We start from the raw sequence: 21253 nt of genomic DNA on the forward strand, positions 1-21253 counted from the left end.
TACTCCTCCCCCATAGCATCTAGATGTATTCACCAATGAGATCTGTCTCTGTGTTCCGTTCCAGTGCCGCAATAACAGCATCGATATCCTCATACTTACTGAATTGTTCCTTCTGAAATACCAGTGCACCCGATCGAATAACCGTCTGCAACTCATTTCCCTTTTTATCGATGATTTGCAGATCCATCATGGCTTTTTTGATCCGTTGTGTCAGGATGGGCAAGTACTCCACATTGGTCATTGGACAGATAATCACAAAACGTCCTCGATCCACAAAAAATTTATAATCCTCAAACCGAATCTGCTTCTGTATGGTAGTGGATAGTTCAAGAAGGAACTGTGCATAACGTACGGAACCGAGTGATTCCAGTACCAACGGCAAAAACTCGATCTTGAACATCGCCATGCTGAATCCGTATTGCTCCGAATAACGTCTGGCTAGATTACTTTGCTTAACAAGCGTATCCGCAAGTGCATCCTTATTGCCCAGGGAGGTATCCAGATCAATCTCCGGATTACGCTCCTGAAGCTCCTGCAGACGCTCCATGACACGCGCATTGCGTACAAGACTTGCCTTGATAAAAGCAGCCACAGCCACATTGGCTGGAATGAGCAGCCACCAAGAGAACGTAAGTACACTTACATCCGCGTAGGTAACAAGCCACACAAAATAAGAGACCAAATAGATAAATCCGGCGACGACAGATACCCCGACAGGTATCACAAAACCCAGGATCAGCGCTCCAAGCGACACAATGCTAAACACCACATCCAGTGTAGTATAACTCTGATTCATATAAATCTTAAGATAGACAATGAGCTGCTGGATTACGGCTAATCCAATCAAACTCGCATATCCCCATGCAATACGAAGGATGGGTGCTTTATTCCTCATAGGTTTCTTCTCTCCAGTAGATTGGTTAGTGATATTTCGAGTAAACAATATATGACATGAATAGACAAACATTATGTTAACACATTGTTGAATATATTAAACGACATTTTTATTACTTTTTAAGTAACTTCTGTAATTCAGTTTCCCCAAGCAAAGGAAACAGGTTATCAAACATATGTGTGTTTCCACTAAATACATATCCGCCTGGATAACTGGCGTCCAGACTACGCATGCTGATCATATGCTTATACAGCTGTTTCGCCCATTTTGGATCACCTGATTGAACCGCAAGCAACATCGCGAGTCCATATACGGATGGAGATTGGTAAGATACCGCAGGTGTGCGAGTACTACGCTTATATTGTCCCGGCAGCTGATGACGGGTATTGAATTCTTTTTTTAAAAAAGCAATGAGCTTGTCCGGTTTACGGCTGGTCGCAGTTAGATGGTTCGCTACGATCAACTGATCAATCAGATTCACTGTGTCATCATATGTATACTCTTTCGTCCCCACATTGAATGTTTTCGGATAAAATATCCCGTCATCCGGCATACTCTTCAACATGGATTCGTACTTGGCATATGTGCCCGGCTCCAGCATTTCATGCTTCTCCATTAATTGGAGAGACGGTAGATCCACATAAACCAGGCTTAACATATCCGCGGAGTAACCATTGCCAAAATCGTGAAAATCAACATAATATCCTTTATTCTGAACCGACTGCGTCAGTGTACGGGAAATATCCGAGGCTGTTGCCAGTTTGGCTTCTCTTCCCTGTTGCCATTGATCTGCTGCCTTTAATAAGGCACCGACAATTCGGAAATCATCACCGAGTGCGTTGGTGGTCACGTGAGATTTTCCCTCAGCATCCAGCTTCCAGGCAATATATTTTTGCGGCATGAGGAAATAGGTCGTCAGCAGCTCATAGCTTTGCTCAAATAACGCCTGATCGTTCTTCGCTACAGCATATTGCATCCAAAGACCAAGTGATTCAGATAAAACCTCTCTGCCTGCTACGATATCCGCTTTTTCGGATGTGGCATCTTGCAAATAGGACGCAAGTAAACCATTGGGATTGGTCATATGCTCTTGGACAAAGGATACTGTAGGGGATAATTCATTCATCACGAACCGCTCCTTCATGAAAATAATGAACGCTGCTGCAATACTGACCACCATTATGACCAACCACGTTACTGTTTTCCGGTTCATTCTCTTCATGATTCCCTCCTGTACTTTTGCTATTGTGAGATAATGACTCTGCTCCTTGAGATCGGTTCGGCTAGGGTCTGGGATGTAGGGGGCAAGGATAGAGGTATTGTTCATTCTGAGATATTCATGTAGGACCGCCGTCCGCCCTTTTTGACAAATTTCCAGTCTACCTCGATGTTGTGGCGCATTCGGCGGAGAAGTTTAACCGCCGTATCTATCTCTTCATCCGTAAAGCCGTCCAGCGTCACCTGGTCGGAATGCTCTCCCTCTTTACGAATGAATTCCCATGCTTTCAGGCCAGCTTCTGTCGGATATAACAACTTGTTCTTCTTATTGTCTATTGCCGACTGTTTGACAATAAATCCATCGGATTCGAGTTTGCTAATCGCTCTGGCAGCAGTCGTGCGATCCACTTTGATCAGTTCAGCGAGCTGATTCGGGATGATTCCCGGATTCTCACAGATGCGATACAGGTAGAGATATTGTCCACGGGACAGGTTCAGATGCTGAAATTCGACATTGCTGATCGAATCCAGACAGCGGGCAATCATGCCAATTTCACGCAACACTTCTTTTTTATCAGTCAATGCGCTCACGCCCTTTTATAAAATTGTTGCATTCACAACATAAATAGTGATATAACTACAGTTAAATTGGATTAAATTTTAACCATGATACTCACAAGGAACGGCTGCAATGATTATGCCATATACCAGTTTATCATGCCCGGATATGATTACTATCGTCCAAAGGAGAAACATTCATGAATACAACGATTGTTGAAGTTAATAATCAGGAATTGCTCGATGCCTGCTTCGCCATCCGTACCGCTATTTTTGTCGAAGAACAAGGCGTACCCGCAGCGGATGAATTCGACGCTTATGATACATTAGACGCCGAGGCGCGCCACATTCTGCTCTACGTAGACGGTGTACCTGCTGCCTCCTCCAGACTGCGCGTTGTTGAGCAGGTCGCCAAATTGGAACGGATCTGTGTCATGCTCGATTACCGCAAACATGGCCTGGGCCGTGTGCTGATCGACAAGCTGGAGCAGATGGCCATTGCCGACGGACTCGAGAAAGCCAAATTGCACGCCCAGGTACAAGCCTCCGGGTTCTATGAACGTCTCGGATATGCACCTGCATCGGACGTATTTATGGAAGATGGCATTCCCCATCTGTTGATGACCAAAAAACTGAAATAATGTATTCCAAAAACGCCTCCGTTATCACTTCTCAGTGATGTACAGAGGCGTTTTGTATTCAGGCAACACATTCATTCGCAACCCAACAACGGTATATGGTAAGTACAGACTCTGAATATAACAACTAGGTATCCTAACTTACTTGCCAGCTACGCGTTGTGTCTTAGCCCAGTGCCAGACGGTCTGGCTCTGATTCGGCAGTGTTGTTCTTCATTTGTTTACTGCGCAACTGTCCGCAAGCAGCATCGATATCCGTACCATGTTCCATACGGACAGTGGAGTTAATGTTGTTCTTTTTGAGCGTATCATAGAAGCCCAGAATCGACTCCTCAGTACTCCGTTGATACTGACTGTGCTCATCCACCGGGTTGTATGGGATCAGATTCACACTGACCATACTTCTGCGACTGGACAACAGTTCAGCAAGCTCCGCGGCATGCTCACGTTGATCGTTAACATCACGCAGGAGGATATACTCGAACATGATGCGTTTGTTCGTCGTAGCCAGATAATAATCGACTGCATCCATTAATTGCTCGATCGGGAAAGCCCGGTTAATCTTCATGATGTGCGTACGCAGTTCATTATTAGGCGCATGCAGGGAGATCGCCAGATTGACCTGCAGACTGCTGTCTGCAAATTCCTTGATTTTGTCCGGAAGGCCACTCGTGGACACCGTTATGCGTTTGGCGGCAAGTGCCAGTCCTTTGCGATCCTTGATGACTTCGATGAAATCACTCATGTGCTGGAAGTTATCGAATGGTTCACCAATACCCATCACAACCACGTTGGTTACCCGTTCGTCTTGTCCCGCTGCATCCAGATGTCGCTGCACATGCATAATCTGTTCGACAATCTCTCCAGCAGTCAAGTCACGGCTCTTCTTGATCAGACCGCTCGCACAGAAGCTACAGCCAATATTACAGCCGACTTGTGTGGTCACACAGACAGTCAGTCCGTATTTTTGCCGCATCAATACCGTCTCAATCAGGTTGCCGTCCTGCATTCGAAGCAGGAATTTCACGGTACCATCTGCCGATTCCTGTTTCACATGTTCGCTCAGCGAGTTCATGGTGAAATGCTCGGAGAGAACGTCCAGACATTCCTGACGGACATCGGACATCGCCGGGAAATCATGCACACGCTCTTGGTATAACCATTCCCAAATCCGGGATGCACGGGATTTCTTCTGTCCATGCTCCGGCAGCCAGGAACGTAATTGCTCTAATGTTAATCCATATATGGATGATTTGTTCATTGTATAATCCTCTTTTCGCAAAAAAGCATATGGCTTATCGGTCCTACCCAAAAAACCTCTACTCCGTATTGTCCCAAAATTGACGAGGGAAAACAAGGGCTTTTGCATTTATTCCAAGAGGTTTTATCCATGGTAAATCTGCACAACAGACCATATTTAACCCTATCGGGCCTTCACATTTAGAAGTGAATGATACCGGATGTGTGCAGTAGAACCAGCAGAACCAGGATCGGAGCCACGTAACGCAGCATGAACAGCCACACACGGAACCATCCGGAACGCAAACCGGAAGCTTCAGCAGCCGTTTTCCAGAAGTATCCGGCAAAGATCGTCACAAGCAGTCCACCTACAGGCAACAGGATGTTGGATGCGACAAAGTCCATCCAGTCGAACACGCTCTTCGATCCAATCGTCCATTCAGGCAGCAAACCGAGCGATAGTACCGAAGGAAGCCCCACGATAAAGACCCCTAGCGAGATAATCCATACCGCACGACTACGGCTCCATGACAGACGTTCCATGAAATACTTCACCGGGACTTCCAGCAAGGACACGGCTGACGTCAAAGCCGCAATAGCGAGCAGGATGAAGAACAATCCGCCAAACAGGAATCCAAGCGGCATAGCTGAGAATGCTGCCGGAAGAGCCACAAAGATGAGTGACGGCCCTTGGTCCGGTGCAATACCGAACGAGAATGTCGTTGGGAAGATGATCAGACCAGCAATGAATGCATAGATGAGGTCACCGGCACCAACAGCGACGGTCGCTGCACCGAGAGATTGATTTTTATCCACATACGAACCGTAAGTCACCAGTATACCCATCCCGAGTGACAGGGAGAAGAAGGCATGTCCAAGCGCCACCAGTGCAGATTCCGTTGTCAGCTGCGAGAAATCCGGATTCAGGAAGAAGGAAACCCCGGCCCCTGCACCTGGCAACGTAACAGCACGAATCATCAGGATAATAAGCAAAACCAACATTGCCGGAATCAGTACCTTGTTGAACTTCTCGATTCCGTTCGAAACGCCTTTGGCAACAATCCAGCCTGTAATCAGAACTGCAACCAGCTGCCAAACGATCGGCAAATACCCGCTTACAAAGGAGCCGAATTGTCCAGCATAATCCGGATTATTAAACAATGTTCCACTGAAGGAAGTCACTGCATATTGCAATGTCCAGCCCGCGATAATGACATAAAAGGACAGAATGATAAATGGCGTTAATACTTGCAGCAATCCGGCTGCGAGCCAACCCTTATGTCCACCTGCTTTGATAAAAGCAGTAGCAGCACTACCTCGTCCACTGCGACCAATCGCAAGTTCAGCCAGGAGCACTGGCAGACCGATGAGCAGCAAACAGACGATGAAGAGCAGGAAAAACGCAGCTCCTCCGTTCTCACCCGTAATGTACGGGAATTTCCACATGTTGCCCAGACCAACCGAACTACCAATGGCTGCCAGGATAAATCCAGCTTGGGAAAAACGCTCTCCTTTGCCAGCGTTGTCTTGATTTCGATTAGGCTTACTAAAATTCATTGTATCTACTCCATCACTTTAAAGTTTTCCCGTAATTATATACTACTGACCTTGTCAGGTCATTCGAAATTCGAAATTTGTCGAAATGTTATTTTTTTACATATAAAAACACTCGATCATCTTCATTCTCATAAGTTCCCTAAACACAGTATGTGATAAATTCTGTCAGGCCAACCGTATGGAGTTATAACATAACCATATTTCCAACCTTTCAAAACCCATTAGAGCGAAAAAGAGGTGTCCCTCAGCCACTTTGATGACTGGGGAACACCTCTCTTTTAAAATTAAACTCTTATTTCAAGCAACTCATATTTGATAACACCCATCGGAGCATTAACATGAATGACGCTGCCCACTTCTTTGCCCATCAGTTCTTTGCCAAGTGGACTCTCATAGGAAATTTTATTATCTGCTACATCAGCCTCAGCAGGACCAACCAATTTATATTCAATCTTCTCAGCGAATTCGATATCATTGAGCAATACAGTGGAACCTACACCCACTTTGGTAGCATCCATATTCTCGGATGTGATGACTTTGGCGTTTTTCAGCATCTTCTCCACGATCAGAATCCGTGTCTCCATAAAGGCCTGATCATCTTTGGCTGAATGATACTCACTATTTTCCTTCAGGTCACCGTAACTGATCGCGAGTTTCAGACGCTCAGCCAGTTCCTTACGCTTCACTGTCTTCAATTCCCTCAGTTCGTCCTCCAGCTTTTCCAAGCCTTCCTGTGTCAAAATCACTTCTTCATTAGCCATTTTTCCATCTCCTAATCCTGCTATCTATCTATATTCTAACCTATATCCACTCCAAAGGGTTAGCATACCCCAGAAAAAGAAATAGCTCATCCATATATTGTATTTCACTACCATCAAAATCATGATTACCTCTTGAATGATTTTCAGAGCTGTCCTACTAATTGTACCGTTACAATTAGCTTAATTGACGATGTTGCTTTCACCCGTTGACTCTTACAATGAACTCAGGGCAGCAGAAGTTTATAACCATTGCTTGCAGCCCAATATATATCCTGAGGTGATCTGAATGAACGTTATATTAAATCCATCTGAAATACAGGCCTATCTGAAACGGATTGGCATGAATGATATAAAGAAACCTACGCTGGAATACTTAATTGAACTCCAACGTACACATGTGCAATATCTTTCGTGGCAAACGGTCGATATTTTTGCAGGTCGTCCTGTAGGAATCAGTCTTCAAGAATCAATTCAGCTCATATTACAGGGGCGCAGCGGCTACTGCTTTCATCTAAACGGTGCATTTAGTGTTCTTCTCCGCTCGCTGGGTTATACGGTTGATTGGCATCGTGGCGGAGTACAGCCTCATGGGGAACAACCCCGCGTGAATTCATTCCATCTCGGTCTGTCTGTCCTTCTGCCGGATGCCGATCCAACAATTGAACGCTGGATTGTGGATGTAGGTCTTGGTGGAATGCCCTTTGAACCTCTGCCACTTCGTTATGGAACCCATGGTTCCGCTCCATTCACATACCAACTGATGCCATCATCTGTTGCTGCTGGGGGATGGCGGCTTGAGTACGAACCGAATGGGCCAAGTGAAGGCGTCGACTATGCTCCTGAAGCAGTTCACGATCTGGGGGAGTTCATACCGAAACATGAATTCTACAGTCGGGCGGCCGAATCCCCTTGGCATAATGTATTTTTGCTTCGTCAGCGGAATGAGAACCGCAGTCACGAACTACGAGGATGTATGCTCCGAACACATGATATCGAAGGAATTCGGAAAACGGAAATTCAGAGTTATACCGAATGGCGTAACGTATTAACTGAAATATTCCATGAACCCTTGGTGAATTACAGCGAACTGGAATGCCAGGACATGTGGGAACGAGTGCAGGCTGCGCATACGGAATGGAAACAAGCGCAAGAAGCATAAAGAGGAAGATGCAGAACCTGAGGCCTTAACACGATATGGAAAACAGGATAATTATCTTGATTAAGCATCCGTATAGGGAGCACTTAAATAGAAATCACATAAGGGATTGTTCCATATAAAGGAAAGCTACTGATCCACGCCGAATACGTCCTTAGGTGATAAATGATGATAACGATTCGTGTACTCCAAGTTCCAGAAGTAATGCCTGAGGCATACTGGAATCATTTTCTGTCCCAAGTCTCGGCAGAGCGTCGCACCCAGGCTTCACGTTTTGTTCGTCAGGCTGATGCGTATCGCTCCGTGTTGGGAGAAATATTGACTCGTGTGACTTTGAGCAGGTTAACTGGCCTAAGGCCAGCTGAGCTTTCTTTTACCCGTAATCCCTACGGCAAACCTTCCCTCAGCCAGCATTCGGATGTACAATTCAACGTCTCCCATTCTGGTGACTGGATTGCTCTGATCTCCGGCGGTACCGATGAACTGGGTGTGGACGTCGAGAAAATAGCCCCCATTGACATGCAGATTGCAGAACGTTTCTTCTCTCCAACGGAGAGCCAGTTCTTGTCCGCCACGCCTGACGATCGTCGGCTGAATACCTTCTACCGTCTATGGACGCTGAAGGAAAGTTATATCAAGGCAGTGGGTATGGGGTTGTCCATACCGCTGGACTCCTTCGCCATCCTGCCGGATGAGGGCGGAGTTTGGTATTGCGAGCAAGCCGGGGCATATCGCTTTCTCAGTCAGCGACTGGACGATGGGCATATGCTTGCGGCATGTTCGGCTGGGGGAGAGCTGCCAAGCCAGCCCAAGATTGTAACCTTGGAGGGTCTATATACGGAGTTGATGTAGTGTTCGGCTAGTTGCGGCTTATTAGGGGATCGTGAAGTATAGTTTGGATTTGGTTTTCAGGCTTGGGGTTTAGGGCCGGGTTTTGGGGGTCGGGGTTAAGATTGGGTTCATGCCCTAACGAACCTGACACGCCTTATGGGCTTCAATTACACAGGTCTGGCATTCTAAGGAACCCTACGCACCCTATATGCTCTAATATGTCCTTTTTCACGTTGATATTGCCGAATTCTGCAACAATAAGGTATCTGAGGTTGGTTAGTTTTCCCAAAACACTAAAAATCCTCTATTAAGAGGTGATAGATTCGTTAGAATCTCTCACCTCTTCCTGCAAATCCTGCAAATAAATAAGTGACTAACCAATTAACTAACCAACCCAAAAAAAAGCGAGTCAATCCGGCGACAAATGAACCACGTCCCGTATGACTCGCTTTTTTTTATCAAAACCCTATCAGGTAGAACCGTCTACTTGTCTTTCGTTGCTTCATTCGCAAACTCAATCCTATCCTTCTTGCTGTACCACCGATTCAGAACTCACAGCCGATGAACGATTCAACTTGCCAAACAATCCTCCAGCTGGCGTCTTTCGTATCGTGGCTGCCGCGTCAGCATCCCGGATCTTCAGGGCAAACCACAGCCCGATGAGCAGAAATGCTGCTGCCCCCAGCAAAGCCAAACGGTACGCCAACATATTCGACTCCATCGCGCCTGTAGCAGTCACCGTTGTTGTACCTACACCTGCCAGAACAGCAGAGAGTAAAGCCATGCCGATGGCTGATCCCAGACGATTTTGTACCGTGAACCAAGTAGAAGCTCTCCCCATGGATGCAGGAGGAATCTGGGCGAATGCAGCGATCTGTACCGCCCCTACCGTCTGTCCCAGGAAAATTCCCACACCGAACAATAATGAACGAATGAACCACGGGTTCGTATCCACTGTGATCTGACTAAGCGTGATGAAAATGACTGCCGTACAGATCAAACCCATCGAGATCAGCTTTCGCGGGCCCAGCCGCGGATAAGTCCAAGGGACAAGCTGAGAAGCAATCATCAGTCCCAGCGCTTCTGGGAATGTGGTAAGTCCTGTTTCCAACGCAGAGGCCTGTAGTACATTTTGATACATTAATGGAAACACATACAGCATGCCCAGCAATCCGGCTGCCCCACATACGGATACCAAGCCTGTATAACGTAACAGTCGGTGCTTCAGCAAACGCAGATCAAGCAACGGCTGCTTGGCGCGCAGCTCGACCACGACGAGCAACGTCAGCAGCAGAATACCTGCAAAGCCCGCTCCCATAATAAGCGGTGACGTCCAGCCTCGCAGCGGCCCCTGACTGAGCGCATACATCATCAGTGCGAGTCCCGGTGCAGATAATAACCACCCCGGCAGATCCAAAGGACCTGCTTCCTGTTCTCGGTGCTCCTTCAGATACAGCATGCCGAAGATCACGGCTGGAATACCAACAGGCAGATTCACATAGAAAATCCAGCGCCATGACAGTTGATCCACGATCAATCCGCTCACAATCGGCCCTAAGGCTGGAGCAAGGGCAATGGGCAGCACCAACATGCGAGATACCTTGGCCCGTTCCTGCGGTGGAAAGGTCCGAAACAGCATCGCCATCCCCACAGGTGTAAGCAGACCGCCCCCTGCTCCCTGCAAAATGCGGAAAAATGTCAACGTGCCTAGTTGATCAGCTGTGGCACACAGCGCAGAGGACACCGTAAACAGTGTCAGCGCCGACAGGAAAACCCGTTTCGTGCCCCATCGGTCACCAAGCCAGCCGGCGACAGGCAAAAATACTGCCAAACTCACCAAATAACCTACATTTAAGGTACCGGCAGCAGCCGGCGGAATACCCAGTTCGTTACTGATGGTTCGCAGCGCCACGTTTAAGACCGTTGCATCCATGGCAACCATAAACATCGCCAGAACATAGACAATGCTCACAATTGCCTTTGGATTCAGACGAAACCTCATCTGCCAGCCTCATGAATCATGCCAGGCATCCCCGTTTCATCACAGAGACTCAGAGGCTTCAGGTCTGTCCACTGCTCCGCAATGTAATCCAGACATACACGTCGTTTGGCTTTCCCCAGCACCAGGGTCCAACCTGCCGGTACCGGAATGGATGCAGGCCACAGCGAATACTGTCCTTCATCATTCATTAACACCAGATAATTGCTGTCTTCATGTTCAAAAGGGTTGCTCATCAGCTTATCCTCCTATTTGTGTTGAATGTTACGATTCTTGTTCAGCATCTCCAGCCGGATGGACAGGGTACGGCAAATTTCCTCCAATGGCCCCGGCTGACAAAGATCTTTGTGACGACAGGCAATATCATGACGTTCCAATTGGCCTCCAATGAATGCATTCCACATCTCGGGTTCAATCGGATCGAACCAGTCGGGGATAATGGTAGAACGGAAGAAGATCAGGTCACCTTCGAATCGGGATGGCGTGTAAGCCCCCAAGATCCGGACGGAATTTTCATAGGTTTTCCGGAGCTTCATGATCGTCTCTTCATCCAAACTAGCAAGTGCACTGCCTTCGCTACGAAGAATACGCATCGCTGTTGCCATATCCAGCGGCCCATCCCCAATACTGTCCGGATCATATCCGCCAAGTGCAAGCAATGCCGTTAAAGCTTCTTCCTCATCTGGTTCCCCGCGAATAGGCAGATAGTGACTCGGATACGCATCCAGCATGGCCAGAAACTCTACTTCCTCTCCTTCAGACTGAAGCTGCACGGCCATAGCCTGTGCCACGTTGCCGCCCAGTGACCAGCCAAGCAAACGATAAGGGCCTTCGGGCTGCACAGACCTGATGTGACGGATGTAATCCGCTGTCATATCCTCCAGTGTTGACGGGAGCACCTCGTACTCGGCAATCCCTCTTGCCTGCAATCCGTACAGCGGATACTCCATACCCAAGTGTTTCATCAACCCGGCATAACACCAACTGAGTCCTCCCGCCGGATGCACACAGAATACAGGCGGATGCTGCCCATGAGTCCTCAGCGGTAACAACACTTGAAGCGAGCTTTTCCCGGAATCGGCACCCATCTCCAATCGCTCGGCCAGACCAGCCACCGTGGCGGTCTCGAACAGAATGCCGATGCCCGGCTCCTTGCCCATCGCTTCACGAATTCGACTCATCAGGCGCACCGCAAGCAGCGAATGACCACCCAGTTCGAAGAAGCTGTCATCAATACTCACACTCCGCAATCCCAATACTTCGGCAAACAGATCACAGAGAATCTGCTCCTGCGGATTGCGCGGTGCTCGGCCATCAACCGAACATTGCATCTCTGGTGCAGGCAACGCTTTACGATCCAGCTTGCCATTTGGCGTAAGTGGCAGGATGTCCATCCAAACAACCGCAGACGGAACCATATAATCCGGAAGGCTCGCTGCCGCATGTCGGCGTAACGCAGGCGTTTCCAGTTCCGCTTCATTGTCCGATGCAGGAACAATATAAGCGGCAAGACGCTTATCTCCCGGCTGGTCTTCACGAACGATAACAGCAGCCTGAGCCACGCTCGGATGTTTTGCCAGTACAGCCTCAATCTCGCCAAGCTCAATGCGGAACCCGCGGATTTTCACCTGTTGATCTGCTCGTCCCAGATAATCAAGCGACCCGTCATGCAGACGTTTGGCCAAGTCGCCCGTACGATACATTCGCGTGCCTGGTGGCCCATAAGGATCAGCGACGAATCGCTCTGCCGTGAGATCTGGCCGTCCCCAATATCCACGTGCCAGACCGGCTCCGGCCACATACATCTCTCCAGTTACACCTGTCGGTACAGGCTTCAGATTATCATCCAACACATAAACGCGCAGGTCTGGAATAGCGCAGCCAATCCAGCTGCTTACGCCTTCTGCAGCGCTGCCCGCGTGCAGTTCCTTGTAGCTGACATGAACCGTTGTTTCCGTAATACCATACATATTGATGAGTCTTGGAGTGTCATCCGCATGGCGTTCATACCAGTCATCCAAACGTCCCAGCTCCAGTGCCTCGCCTCCAAAGATCACATAGCGGAGCGCAAGCTGCTGTCCCCAGACCGGATTTTCCCTGTCAGCCTGCATCAGTTGGTAGAATGCAGATGGCGTCTGGTTCAGTACGGTTACCTTCTTTTCGGCGAGCAGTCGCAGGAACGCTCCAGGTGAGCGGCTAATCTCATGGGGAACAACAACCAAGCTGCCTCCATACAACAGAGGACCCCAGATTTCCCACACGGAGAAGTCAAACGCATAGGAATGGAACAACGTCCACACATCGCTCTCGTCAAAAAGGAACCAGTGCTGCGTAGCATCCAATAACCGGATGACATTCGCATGTGGAATCACGACACCTTTGGGTTTCCCTGTTGAACCTGAGGTATAGATCATGTAAGCCGGGCTCAGCGGAGTTACCCGTCCGTTCCGTTCATGGTCTGCCGGGTTTCGCTCATCCATGGATTCCAATTGCCCCTGGGTATGCAGATCGTCCATGTTGATACATTCAATATTCGCCATCTGCGGCAGCAGGGCGTATACATCTGTACTTGTAATCAACACTTTCGGCGCTGCGTCCGTCAGCATATGCGTTAAACGGTCTGCCGGATAATGCGGGTCCAAGGGCAGATAGGCAGCGCCCGTTTTGAGTACAGCAAGAATGGCTACGACCATCTCTACCGATCGAGGTAAGGCTAAAGCCACCATCTGTTCCGGCCCAGCACCTTCTGCGATCAACAGTCTGGCCAATCGATTAGCCCGTGCATTCAGCTCCCTGTAAGTCATACGGATATCCTCACAATGGAGGGCAACCGAACTGGGGTGAGCGGCTGCCTGCACTTCAAAACGCTCGGCTATGGTCAGCTGTGGACCTTCATCCGGTGAAGATATCCATTCCTTTTCAAGCTGGGCATGCTCTGAAGGTGTAACCAGGTCAAATCTGCTGATGCGTTCATCCGTCTGCTGTACGGCATCCTCAAGCACCTGCATTAACCGAACCACCAGCTCTCCAGCAGTCGATTCACGGTAGAGATCTGTACTATACTCCAGTACACCTTCAATTCCGGCTGGAAGTCCGTTCTGCTCCCGTTTCTCCGTCAGTTCAAGTGTGAGATCGAATTTGGATGAACCCAAACCGTGGATGCGAGTCTCCGCTTCAACACCTGGCAGGTCAAGACGAACATCTGGCGTGTTTTGAAGCACCAGCATCACCTGAAAGAGTGGATGTTTGGAACGAGATCGGGGCGGATTCAGCACTTCGACCAGCCGTTCAAACGGTAAATCCTGATGTTCATAAGCCGCAAGATCTGCATCCCGCACGCGGGCCAATAGCTCTCGGAAAGTAGGATCGCCCGAGGTGTCTGTACGCAGAACAAGCGTATTGATGAACATCCCCACGACATCATCCAGCGCATCGTCACTCCGTCCGGCAATCGGTGTACCTATCGCAATATCCGTCCCTGCACCCATTCGAGTAAGCAGCACAGATAACGCGGAGTGCAGAAGCATAAACAGACTGACTTTATGCTCACGGGCAACTATCGCAAGTTGCTCATGCAGACGTTGACTGATCGTAAACGGCACCGATCCGCCTCGGTAACTGGACACAACTGGACGGGCATAGTCTGCCGGGAACGTGATTTGTTCTGGCAATCCTGCTAGCCGATCAGTCCAGAACGCTAACTGCCTCGCGATCAGACTGTCCTGCCGCTTCTCATCCCCAAGCAGGCTCTCCTGCCACACCGCATAATCTGCATACTGAATGCGTAGCGGCTCCCAAGCCGGAGCGGACCCACGCAGACGAGCAGTATAGGCCTCCGACAAGTCCAGGATGAGCCTTGATAAGGACCATCCGTCCCCTGCAATGTGATGAATCAGCAACAGCAATGCATGTTCATCCGCATCCGTATGGAACAATTCCGCGCGTATACCCGGCTCGGTACTAAGCTCGAAGCTGTAACGTGACGCTTCTGCCAGCAGCTCGGGCAGTTTCTCAGACAAAGCCCGGGTGAGCTTCATATTCACCGTCACCTCTGATGCAGGGAGGATATGCTGGCTCGCCGAACCCAGATCTGGCGGATACAATGTGCGCAGCGTCTCGTGACGGGCAACAATATCTTGCAGAGCGTTTCGGAGAGCGTCCACATCCAGCTTCCCGGTCAACCGTGCAACCAACGGAATATTGTAGGTGGGATTAGCCCCCTCAAGGCAATAAAGGAACCATAACCGTCGCTGGGCAAAGGAAAGCGGAATCTCACCCGCACGCGGAACAGGTTGAATAACGGGTCTGACGGACTTCGCCTGATCCAGCTTTCGGGCAAGCCCTGCCGCTGTCGGAGATTCAAACACACTGCCGATGTTCAATTCAGCTCCGAATACATCACGCACTCGGGCTATAATTCGCCCGGCCAGCAGGGAATGTCCACCCAGTTCGAAGAAATCATCATCAATCCCTATGCGAGCTACACCCAGAATCTCTGCAAATAGGCTGCACAGGATCTCCTCCTGCGGTGTACGTGCCTCCCTTCCGTTTGCACTAGTTGTCAATGCAGGCACAGGAAGGCGTTTGCGATCGATTTTTTTGTTCGGTGTCAGCGGCATCTCTGGAAGCAGCATGAAGGCAGAAGGCACCATATAATCCGGTAACGCATCACCTACGTGTGCTCTGATATCAGCCAAATCCATGTCAGCTTGACGATCTTCAGCATCAGCCACAATATATGCCGCTAACCGCTGGTTCCCAGGTTGGTCTTCACGTGCCATGACCGTGACCTGTGCTACACCCGGATATCTGGAGATGACGGATTCAATCTCCCCCAGTTCAATGCGAAAGCCCCTGATTTTGATCTGATGATCTGCTCGTCCCAAATAATCGATGGAACCGTCCGGCAACCATTTAGCCAAGTCTCCTGTCCGGTACATTCTACTGCCCGGCTGTCCGAAGGGACTCGCGACAAAACGTTCTGCGGTCAGATCAGGTCTGCCCAAATATCCCCGTGCAAGTCCCTCTCCTGCGATATACAATTCCCCTGCTACACCCGGAGGGACAGGTTGCATACTCTGATCCAGCACATAGAGCTGTGTGTTACGAACGGGACCACCAATAGACGGTTTGCCTGAATGTCCTTTCCTAAGCGATGCAGCTGTAGAATAGATGGTTGTCTCCGTTGGCCCGTACTGATTATTGACCTGACACCCCAACGCCTCCAGCGAAAGCTTCAGTTCCTCGGATAAGGCCTCTCCTCCGGTAATCACCGTTACTCCGTCGAACCTTCCCGGGCAGCTCGCAACCAGAGACTGCCATAACGTTGGCGTAGCCTGCATAATCGTCGTCTCTTGCTCTCTCATCTTCCTGGCCAGTGCTACCGGATCAAGAATGGTTTCCTTTTGTGCGATATCCAGTCTGGCCCCAGTCGTCAGAGGCAGGAAGATTTCCAGTACCGAGATGTCAAAAGCAATCGTGGTCACCGACAGCCAGCGATCCTGCGGACCGACCTGTAGTCTCGTCTTCATATCTTCAAGCAGATTCGCTAATCCAAGATGGGTCACAGCCACACCCTTTGGTTTACCGGTAGAACCCGAGGTATAGATCAGATACGCAGGGTTGAGCAGAGAAGCCGTGCCTGACAGATCGTCATCTTCGGGATTGCTTCCCGACCGACCGCTCACTGCCTGTATACTGTCCGGTTCATCCATGACCAGAATCGGTACACTGGACGCCTGCGGAATATGAGAGAAGTTGTTCATCACCGTCACTACACAAGCAGGCTTGGCATCCTCCAACATGTAGATGAGACGCTCTTGAGGATAATCTGGATCAAGGGGCAGATAGGCTGCTCCTGTTTTGTGAACAGCTACAATCGCGATAACCACTTCCAGTGAACGAGGCATGGCAATGCCAACTACCTGCTCAGGCCCTACTCCGTAAGTCTGTATCAGTTCATGTGCCAGTTGATTCGCACGCTCGTTCAGCTCTGCGTAGGTTAGCAATGACCCTTCGAATGTTATTGCATCTGCAAGAGGTGTACGCCGAACCTGCTGCTCGAATAACGCTGCTGAATTGCACTCAGCAACGGCATGTTGCGTCTGATTCCATCCTTCCAGCACTTGTTCGCGTTCGGCAGGGAGCAGAATGTTGATCTGTCCAACCGATATGTCTTCTGCCCCTTCTGACATCATGGATTGCAGGATTTGCACATAACGAAGCTGATGATTACGCAGTTCCGAATCCACATAGATCGAAGGGTTCGCATCAAAAGAAATACCCAGTCCATGACCATGTCCCTGGTCTACAATATGAATCGACAGGTCATCCACTGGACCGGTGGACAGATTATGGATCATGCCGCGTGCGCCTGCAAAATTCAACTCATGATGGAAGGGCATTACATTGATCATCGGTCCAAACAGACGCCGATTCTCTCCCAGAAGCTTGAGGTCCCGCCGCAGGTCCTGATGTCGGTATCGCTGGTGTTTGCGTACCGACCGAATCTCCTTCACAATCTGTCCCATCAATTCAGACAAGTTCATCTGCGAATTCAGGTACAGGCGGAGCGGAAGCACATTCATGACCATGCCCGGAACACGTAGAGATGCAGAACCCAATCGGCACATCACGGGCAAGGCCAGAACAACATCGTTGGACCCTGTCATTCGCTGCACATAGACCGCTGTTGCCGCTACACACAGATCCGGCCAAGTCGCACCGAACCTTCCCGCTGCTGCTTGCAATTGCTCCCGTTGTGACGGCGTGAAGACCGCACTCTGTCGTAAGAACTCGGTGGATGTACGCGAAACACTTTCACCCAGACTGACCACATCCGGTGCATCCGCGAATCGTTCGATCCAAAACTGCTGATCCTGCTCTCGACTGGTGGAGGTTGAGTACGCTTCATCTTCTTCCAGAACAGAAGTCAGTGATCCAAACGCTGCCGTTCCCTGTATCTGTCCCGCACCCTCTCCCTGAAAGCTTGCAGAGTACAAGCTGGCAACCCTGCGTGTGATCAGGGATACGCCGTACCCATCAATCGCAATATGGTGAATGCGCTGGTACCAGTAATACCGATCTTCGCTCACCCGGAACAGGGCTTCTGTGAAGAGTGGACCAACTGCCAGATCAACAGGCCGTGCCAGATCCTGCTTCATCCAGTTGAGCGCAGCCATATGAGGATCAGCCTGATTACGAACATCCATGACATGGAATGTCCAATCATTCCTATTGGTGCGCAGACATTGCCACGGGCCTTGCTCATTTTCCCCATATACCATATTCAGCGATTCGGCCTCCATCACGGTCTGGCGTACACTCTCCTCTAATCGTCCCGTATGGATCTGACCTTCAATAACCACATACTCGGCCGTGTTGTACATCGGGTTGTCCGGATTCAACTGTTGGGCATACCAGATGCCAGACTGTGCAGAAGATAAATGCCAAGCTGTGTTCCGACGATGTGACGTCTGCACCGCCCCGCTCAAAAGTAGTCTCCGTTCGGCAGTACTTTCGGTTGGACATGATCAAGGAGTCTTGCCCAAGCGGCCAGTGTAGGCTGCTCCGCCAGATCAACAAAGGTAACCTCTGCTCCTTCCGCGCGAAAACGTTCAGCCAGACTCATCATGCGAATGGAATCCATTCCCCAGTTCTGAATCAGATCGTCATGCTCCCCAATGGAATCGGACTGCTCCTGTAACAGATCGCCAATCTGAGCTCGTAATGCTACCAACCTTGCATGATCAACGGCTTCTCGTCCTTGCTCGACAGACCCAATCTCCGCGGTGGATGCTGATTGCTGCTGCACCTCGGACGTAACTTCCTCTCCAATTCTGGTTGAGGCTGATGCATTCAGCAACGCAATCGAACGTTCGGTCGTTAGTGCTACCGCACATCGCTCTGCCGCGTACGTCAGCGCCATACGATGTTTTTCCGCTGAAAAATCAGCAACCGCATCGGCAATCAGAAACGCCTGAATGTCTCGCATGAATGCCTCACTTGACGTCATCAGACATCCGATATGCGCATATATGCCGCAAACCATCAATTGATCCCGGCCCTGCCGCTCCATCAATTCAAGCAGTTCTGTCTTCTGGAAGGCGCTGTAGCGCCATTTGGTCATAAAGATGTCCTGTGGAGCGGGTGCAAGCGATTCAACAATTTCTTTTTGCACAGGTCCGCCATCGATCCCTGCACCCCAGAAGTCCAGCTGTAGTCCGCGCTGCTCCGGTGTCTGCCCACCCGGTTGTGCCGAGTAGACCACGGGAATCCCTAGTTCATGACACGTTGAACGAAGTTGTGCAATATGATCAATCAGCTCTACCGCCGGGGATGCTCCCGCCGTAAATGCATTCATGAAATAGTTCTGCATGTCGTGGATCAAAAGTACTGCACGCTTCGCATCCGGGGTCCAGGATACCTTGTTGACCGGAAGCTCCGACGCTACAGGCATTGCATATGGTTGAATCACTGGAAGTGCCATGAATATCCCTCTTTTCAGCTTTATTGATCAGATCACGTTCAGCCATATCAGTTGAATTAAAGAATGTTTACACTTGCCACTCCGATGACAGAATAATCTTCCGATCGCTGTTACCCCCAGATTTTTTGATTCAATTTTACAAAGGTGGAAATCCGGTGATAGCGTATGCTTCCGATGTAGCTTTCTTGCAGAAAGCTTTTGGGCGAACGCTTCGCTTCTTCAGGTTATTTCTGCCCTCTACGTTCTTGTGTAAATGGTTAGTTCAACCGATACAGTGCAACGTGATTGAGAATTCTTATTTAGAAACAGGTTGCCCGATGGTCAACATCTCACGTAATGCTTTTTTGCTGACCTTGCCTACTTGTGTCTTCGGAAAAGCGTCTACCCACTCAATCCGGTCCGGAATTTTATAACTGGCCAGTCCCCGATTGCGTAGAAAAGACTTGATCTCGGCCACCCCCGGAGCTTCACCGCTTGGCACAATAAATGCGCAAGAGCGTTCGCCCAGATACTCATCGGGCATGGATACCAATGCTGCATCATGCACGCCAGGATGGGCCAGCAGGTGATTTTCCACTTCCTCGGCAGCCACTTTATCCCCGCCACGGTTAATCTGATCCTTCGCCCGCCCTTCGACAACGAGATATCCGTCAGCCGTCAGGCTCGCAATATCGCCTGTGCGATAGAAACCGTCCGTAGTAAACGATCTGGCGTTATGTTCCTCGGCTTTGTAATAACCACGAATGGTATAGGGCCCGCGTGTCAGTAGGTGTCCGGCTTGTCCCTGCTCCACCTCAACGTCTTCGTCATCCACAATCCGCACCTCGTCATAGGGTGACATTGGTTTCCCTTGTGTATGGTTAATGACATGCTCGGAATCGTCGAGACGTGTGTAGTTCACCAGCCCTTCGGCCATCCCAAACACCTGTTGTAATGTACAGCCAAGAACCGGTTTGACGCGTGCCGCCACCTCTGCACTGAATTTGGCTCCCCCCACTTGAAGCACCTGGAGCGACGGAAGCTTGGTTCCTCGGGCAGCCGCTGCGTTGAGCCAGACGAGAGCCAGCGGCGGCACCAACGCCGTGATCGTTACCTGATGGCGCATAATCAACGGAAAGGCTTCATCCGGGCTTGATCCCCGTGACAGCACAATCGTGCCACCTGCGTACAACGTGCCCAGAATGCCAGGTGAGCTCATTGGATAGTTATGTGCTACAGGTAGTGCAGCCAGATAGACGCTTTCGGGACTGAGACCACACACCTCAACGCTTCTTCGTAAACTGTAAATGTAGTCATCATGAGTACGTGGGATCATCTTGGATAATCCGGTACTTCCACCCGACAACTGTAGAAAAGCAACATCCGAAGACATCGGTTCATCCGGCAGTGTGACAGGTTCTGCATAGACATCTTCCAATGCTGTAAACGGCCCGGCCTCTCCCGCCACGAAAATATGCCGAAGTCCCGGAACCTCTGCCTGTACCTCCTCTGCCAACGTGCGATAATCAAATCCGCCATCCTGATCCGGAATCAGATATGCTACGGCCTCGGAGAACCGAGCGAAATATGTGATTTCGCTCTTTCGATGCAAGGGAAGAGCGAATACAGGCAGCGCACCGATGCGGAATAAAGCAAAACATGCTTCAGCAAACGCTATAATATTGGGCAGCTGAAGAATAACCCGGTCATGCTGCCGTATGCCTTTGGCATATAAACCAGAAGCCAATCGATCCACCCGGTCATCCAGTTCTGCATAAGTGAGCTGTTGTTCACCGCTAATAACGGCTACCCGATTGCCATATAGATCAGCTCGCTGGCGAAGCATTTTCCCAAACGTAATCCCTTCCCAGCAACCCTCCTGCCGATAACGCTCTGCAACTTCCTCAGGCCAAGCCTGATATCCTGACAGCATT

14 protein-coding genes are annotated in these 21253 nt (G+C 49.8%); 3 read left to right on the forward strand and 11 right to left on the reverse strand.

Going from position 1 to position 21253, the window contains the following annotated elements:
- Positions 1 to 19 precede the first annotated feature (19 nt).
- From MKX40_RS29685 to MKX40_RS29695, 3 genes are all read right to left on the reverse strand, one after another.
- Positions 20 to 895 carry a diguanylate cyclase gene (locus MKX40_RS29685; protein WP_339238700.1) on the reverse strand — a complete coding sequence of 292 codons (876 nt, stop codon included), beginning with the start codon at positions 893 to 895 and terminating at the stop codon, positions 20 to 22.
- Between the two features lie 112 nt (positions 896 to 1007).
- Positions 1008 to 2117, reverse strand: a complete 1110-nt coding sequence (locus MKX40_RS29690) for a glycosyl hydrolase family 8 (RefSeq protein ID WP_339238701.1) — start codon at positions 2115 to 2117, stop codon at positions 1008 to 1010.
- A 101-nt stretch (positions 2118 to 2218) separates the two neighbouring features.
- Positions 2219 to 2659 carry a MarR family transcriptional regulator gene (locus MKX40_RS29695; protein ID WP_339243248.1) on the reverse strand — a complete coding sequence of 147 codons (441 nt, stop codon included), beginning with the start codon at positions 2657 to 2659 and terminating at the stop codon, positions 2219 to 2221.
- A gap of 212 nt (positions 2660 to 2871) precedes the next feature.
- Between MKX40_RS29695 and MKX40_RS29700 the strand changes: the two genes are divergently transcribed.
- Positions 2872 to 3312, forward strand: coding sequence for a GNAT family N-acetyltransferase (locus tag MKX40_RS29700; RefSeq protein WP_339238702.1), 441 nt, complete (start codon positions 2872 to 2874; stop codon positions 3310 to 3312).
- Positions 3313 to 3475: 163 nt separating this feature from the next.
- Here the strand turns inward: MKX40_RS29700 and rlmN are convergent, their stop codons facing one another.
- From rlmN to greA, 3 genes are all read right to left on the reverse strand, one after another.
- Complete coding sequence (gene rlmN / locus MKX40_RS29705) at positions 3476 to 4570, reverse strand: 23S rRNA (adenine(2503)-C(2))-methyltransferase RlmN (RefSeq protein ID WP_339238704.1); 1095 nt, start codon at positions 4568 to 4570, stop codon at positions 3476 to 3478.
- Positions 4571 to 4749: 179 nt separating this feature from the next.
- Positions 4750 to 6105, reverse strand: coding sequence for a sodium-dependent transporter (locus MKX40_RS29710; RefSeq protein ID WP_339238705.1), 1356 nt, complete (start codon positions 6103 to 6105; stop codon positions 4750 to 4752).
- Between the two features lie 284 nt (positions 6106 to 6389).
- On the reverse strand, positions 6390 to 6866 hold the full coding sequence (gene greA, locus MKX40_RS29715) for a transcription elongation factor GreA (RefSeq protein WP_339238706.1): 477 nt from the start codon (positions 6864 to 6866) through the stop codon (positions 6390 to 6392).
- A gap of 286 nt (positions 6867 to 7152) precedes the next feature.
- Between greA and MKX40_RS29720 the strand changes: the two genes are divergently transcribed.
- Together MKX40_RS29720 and MKX40_RS29725 are read left to right on the forward strand one after the other, a co-directional pair.
- Positions 7153 to 8025, forward strand: a complete 873-nt coding sequence (locus MKX40_RS29720; RefSeq protein ID WP_339238707.1) for an arylamine N-acetyltransferase — start codon at positions 7153 to 7155, stop codon at positions 8023 to 8025.
- 162 nt (positions 8026 to 8187) lie between these two features.
- The gene (locus tag MKX40_RS29725) at positions 8188 to 8874 is read left to right on the forward strand and encodes a 4'-phosphopantetheinyl transferase superfamily protein (protein ID WP_339238709.1); all 687 of its coding nucleotides are present in this window, start codon (positions 8188 to 8190) and stop codon (positions 8872 to 8874) included.
- 499 nt (positions 8875 to 9373) lie between these two features.
- On the opposite strand, the gene MKX40_RS29730 is transcribed toward MKX40_RS29725, so the two are convergent.
- From MKX40_RS29730 to MKX40_RS29750, 5 genes are all read right to left on the reverse strand, one after another.
- The gene (locus MKX40_RS29730; RefSeq protein WP_339238710.1) at positions 9374 to 10855 is read right to left on the reverse strand and encodes a DHA2 family efflux MFS transporter permease subunit; all 1482 of its coding nucleotides are present in this window, start codon (positions 10853 to 10855) and stop codon (positions 9374 to 9376) included.
- On the reverse strand, positions 10852 to 11088 hold the full coding sequence (locus MKX40_RS29735; RefSeq protein ID WP_124116798.1) for an MbtH family protein: 237 nt from the start codon (positions 11086 to 11088) through the stop codon (positions 10852 to 10854). The genes MKX40_RS29730 and MKX40_RS29735 overlap by 4 nt, the downstream gene beginning before the upstream one ends.
- Positions 11089 to 11100: 12 nt before the next feature.
- Positions 11101 to 18345: an amino acid adenylation domain-containing protein gene (locus MKX40_RS29740; RefSeq protein ID WP_339238711.1), complete on the reverse strand. Its 7245-nt coding sequence runs from the start codon at positions 18343 to 18345 to the stop codon at positions 11101 to 11103.
- The gene (locus MKX40_RS29745) at positions 18342 to 19340 is read right to left on the reverse strand and encodes an isochorismatase family protein (RefSeq protein ID WP_339238712.1); all 999 of its coding nucleotides are present in this window, start codon (positions 19338 to 19340) and stop codon (positions 18342 to 18344) included. The genes MKX40_RS29740 and MKX40_RS29745 overlap by 4 nt, the downstream gene beginning before the upstream one ends.
- Before the next feature lie 295 nt (positions 19341 to 19635).
- Positions 19636 to 21252 carry a (2,3-dihydroxybenzoyl)adenylate synthase gene (locus MKX40_RS29750; RefSeq protein WP_339238713.1) on the reverse strand — a complete coding sequence of 539 codons (1617 nt, stop codon included), beginning with the start codon at positions 21250 to 21252 and terminating at the stop codon, positions 19636 to 19638.
- Position 21253: the final 1 nt, after the last annotated feature.

It is taken from the genome of Paenibacillus sp. FSL R5-0517 (assembly GCF_037974355.1).
Classification (GTDB): Bacteria; Bacillota; Bacilli; order Paenibacillales; family Paenibacillaceae; genus Paenibacillus.

What these genes read in the sequence shown, in the direction of transcription:
- MKX40_RS29685 (WP_339238700.1), bottom strand. Translation starts at nt 895, where the DNA reads ATGAGGAATAAAGCACCCATCCTTCGTATTGCATGGGGATATGCGAGT.
- MKX40_RS29690 (WP_339238701.1), bottom strand. Translation starts at nt 2,117, where the DNA reads ATGAAGAGAATGAACCGGAAAACAGTAACGTGGTTGGTCATAATGGTG.
- MKX40_RS29695 (WP_339243248.1), bottom strand. Translation starts at nt 2,659, where the DNA reads ATGATTGCCCGCTGTCTGGATTCGATCAGCAATGTCGAATTTCAGCAT.
- MKX40_RS29700 (WP_339238702.1), top strand. Translation starts at nt 2,872, where the DNA reads ATGAATACAACGATTGTTGAAGTTAATAATCAGGAATTGCTCGATGCC.
- rlmN (WP_339238704.1), bottom strand. Translation starts at nt 4,570, where the DNA reads ATGAACAAATCATCCATATATGGATTAACATTAGAGCAATTACGTTCC.
- MKX40_RS29710 (WP_339238705.1), bottom strand. Translation starts at nt 6,105, where the DNA reads ATGAATTTTAGTAAGCCTAATCGAAATCAAGACAACGCTGGCAAAGGA.
- greA (WP_339238706.1), bottom strand. Translation starts at nt 6,866, where the DNA reads ATGGCTAATGAAGAAGTGATTTTGACACAGGAAGGCTTGGAAAAGCTG.
- MKX40_RS29720 (WP_339238707.1), top strand. Translation starts at nt 7,153, where the DNA reads ATGAACGTTATATTAAATCCATCTGAAATACAGGCCTATCTGAAACGG.
- MKX40_RS29725 (WP_339238709.1), top strand. Translation starts at nt 8,188, where the DNA reads ATGATGATAACGATTCGTGTACTCCAAGTTCCAGAAGTAATGCCTGAG.
- MKX40_RS29730 (WP_339238710.1), bottom strand. Translation starts at nt 10,855, where the DNA reads ATGAGGTTTCGTCTGAATCCAAAGGCAATTGTGAGCATTGTCTATGTT.
- MKX40_RS29735 (WP_124116798.1), bottom strand. Translation starts at nt 11,088, where the DNA reads ATGAGCAACCCTTTTGAACATGAAGACAGCAATTATCTGGTGTTAATG.
- MKX40_RS29745 (WP_339238712.1), bottom strand. Translation starts at nt 19,340, where the DNA reads ATGGCACTTCCAGTGATTCAACCATATGCAATGCCTGTAGCGTCGGAG.
- MKX40_RS29750 (WP_339238713.1), bottom strand. Translation starts at nt 21,252, where the DNA reads ATGCTGTCAGGATATCAGGCTTGGCCTGAGGAAGTTGCAGAGCGTTAT.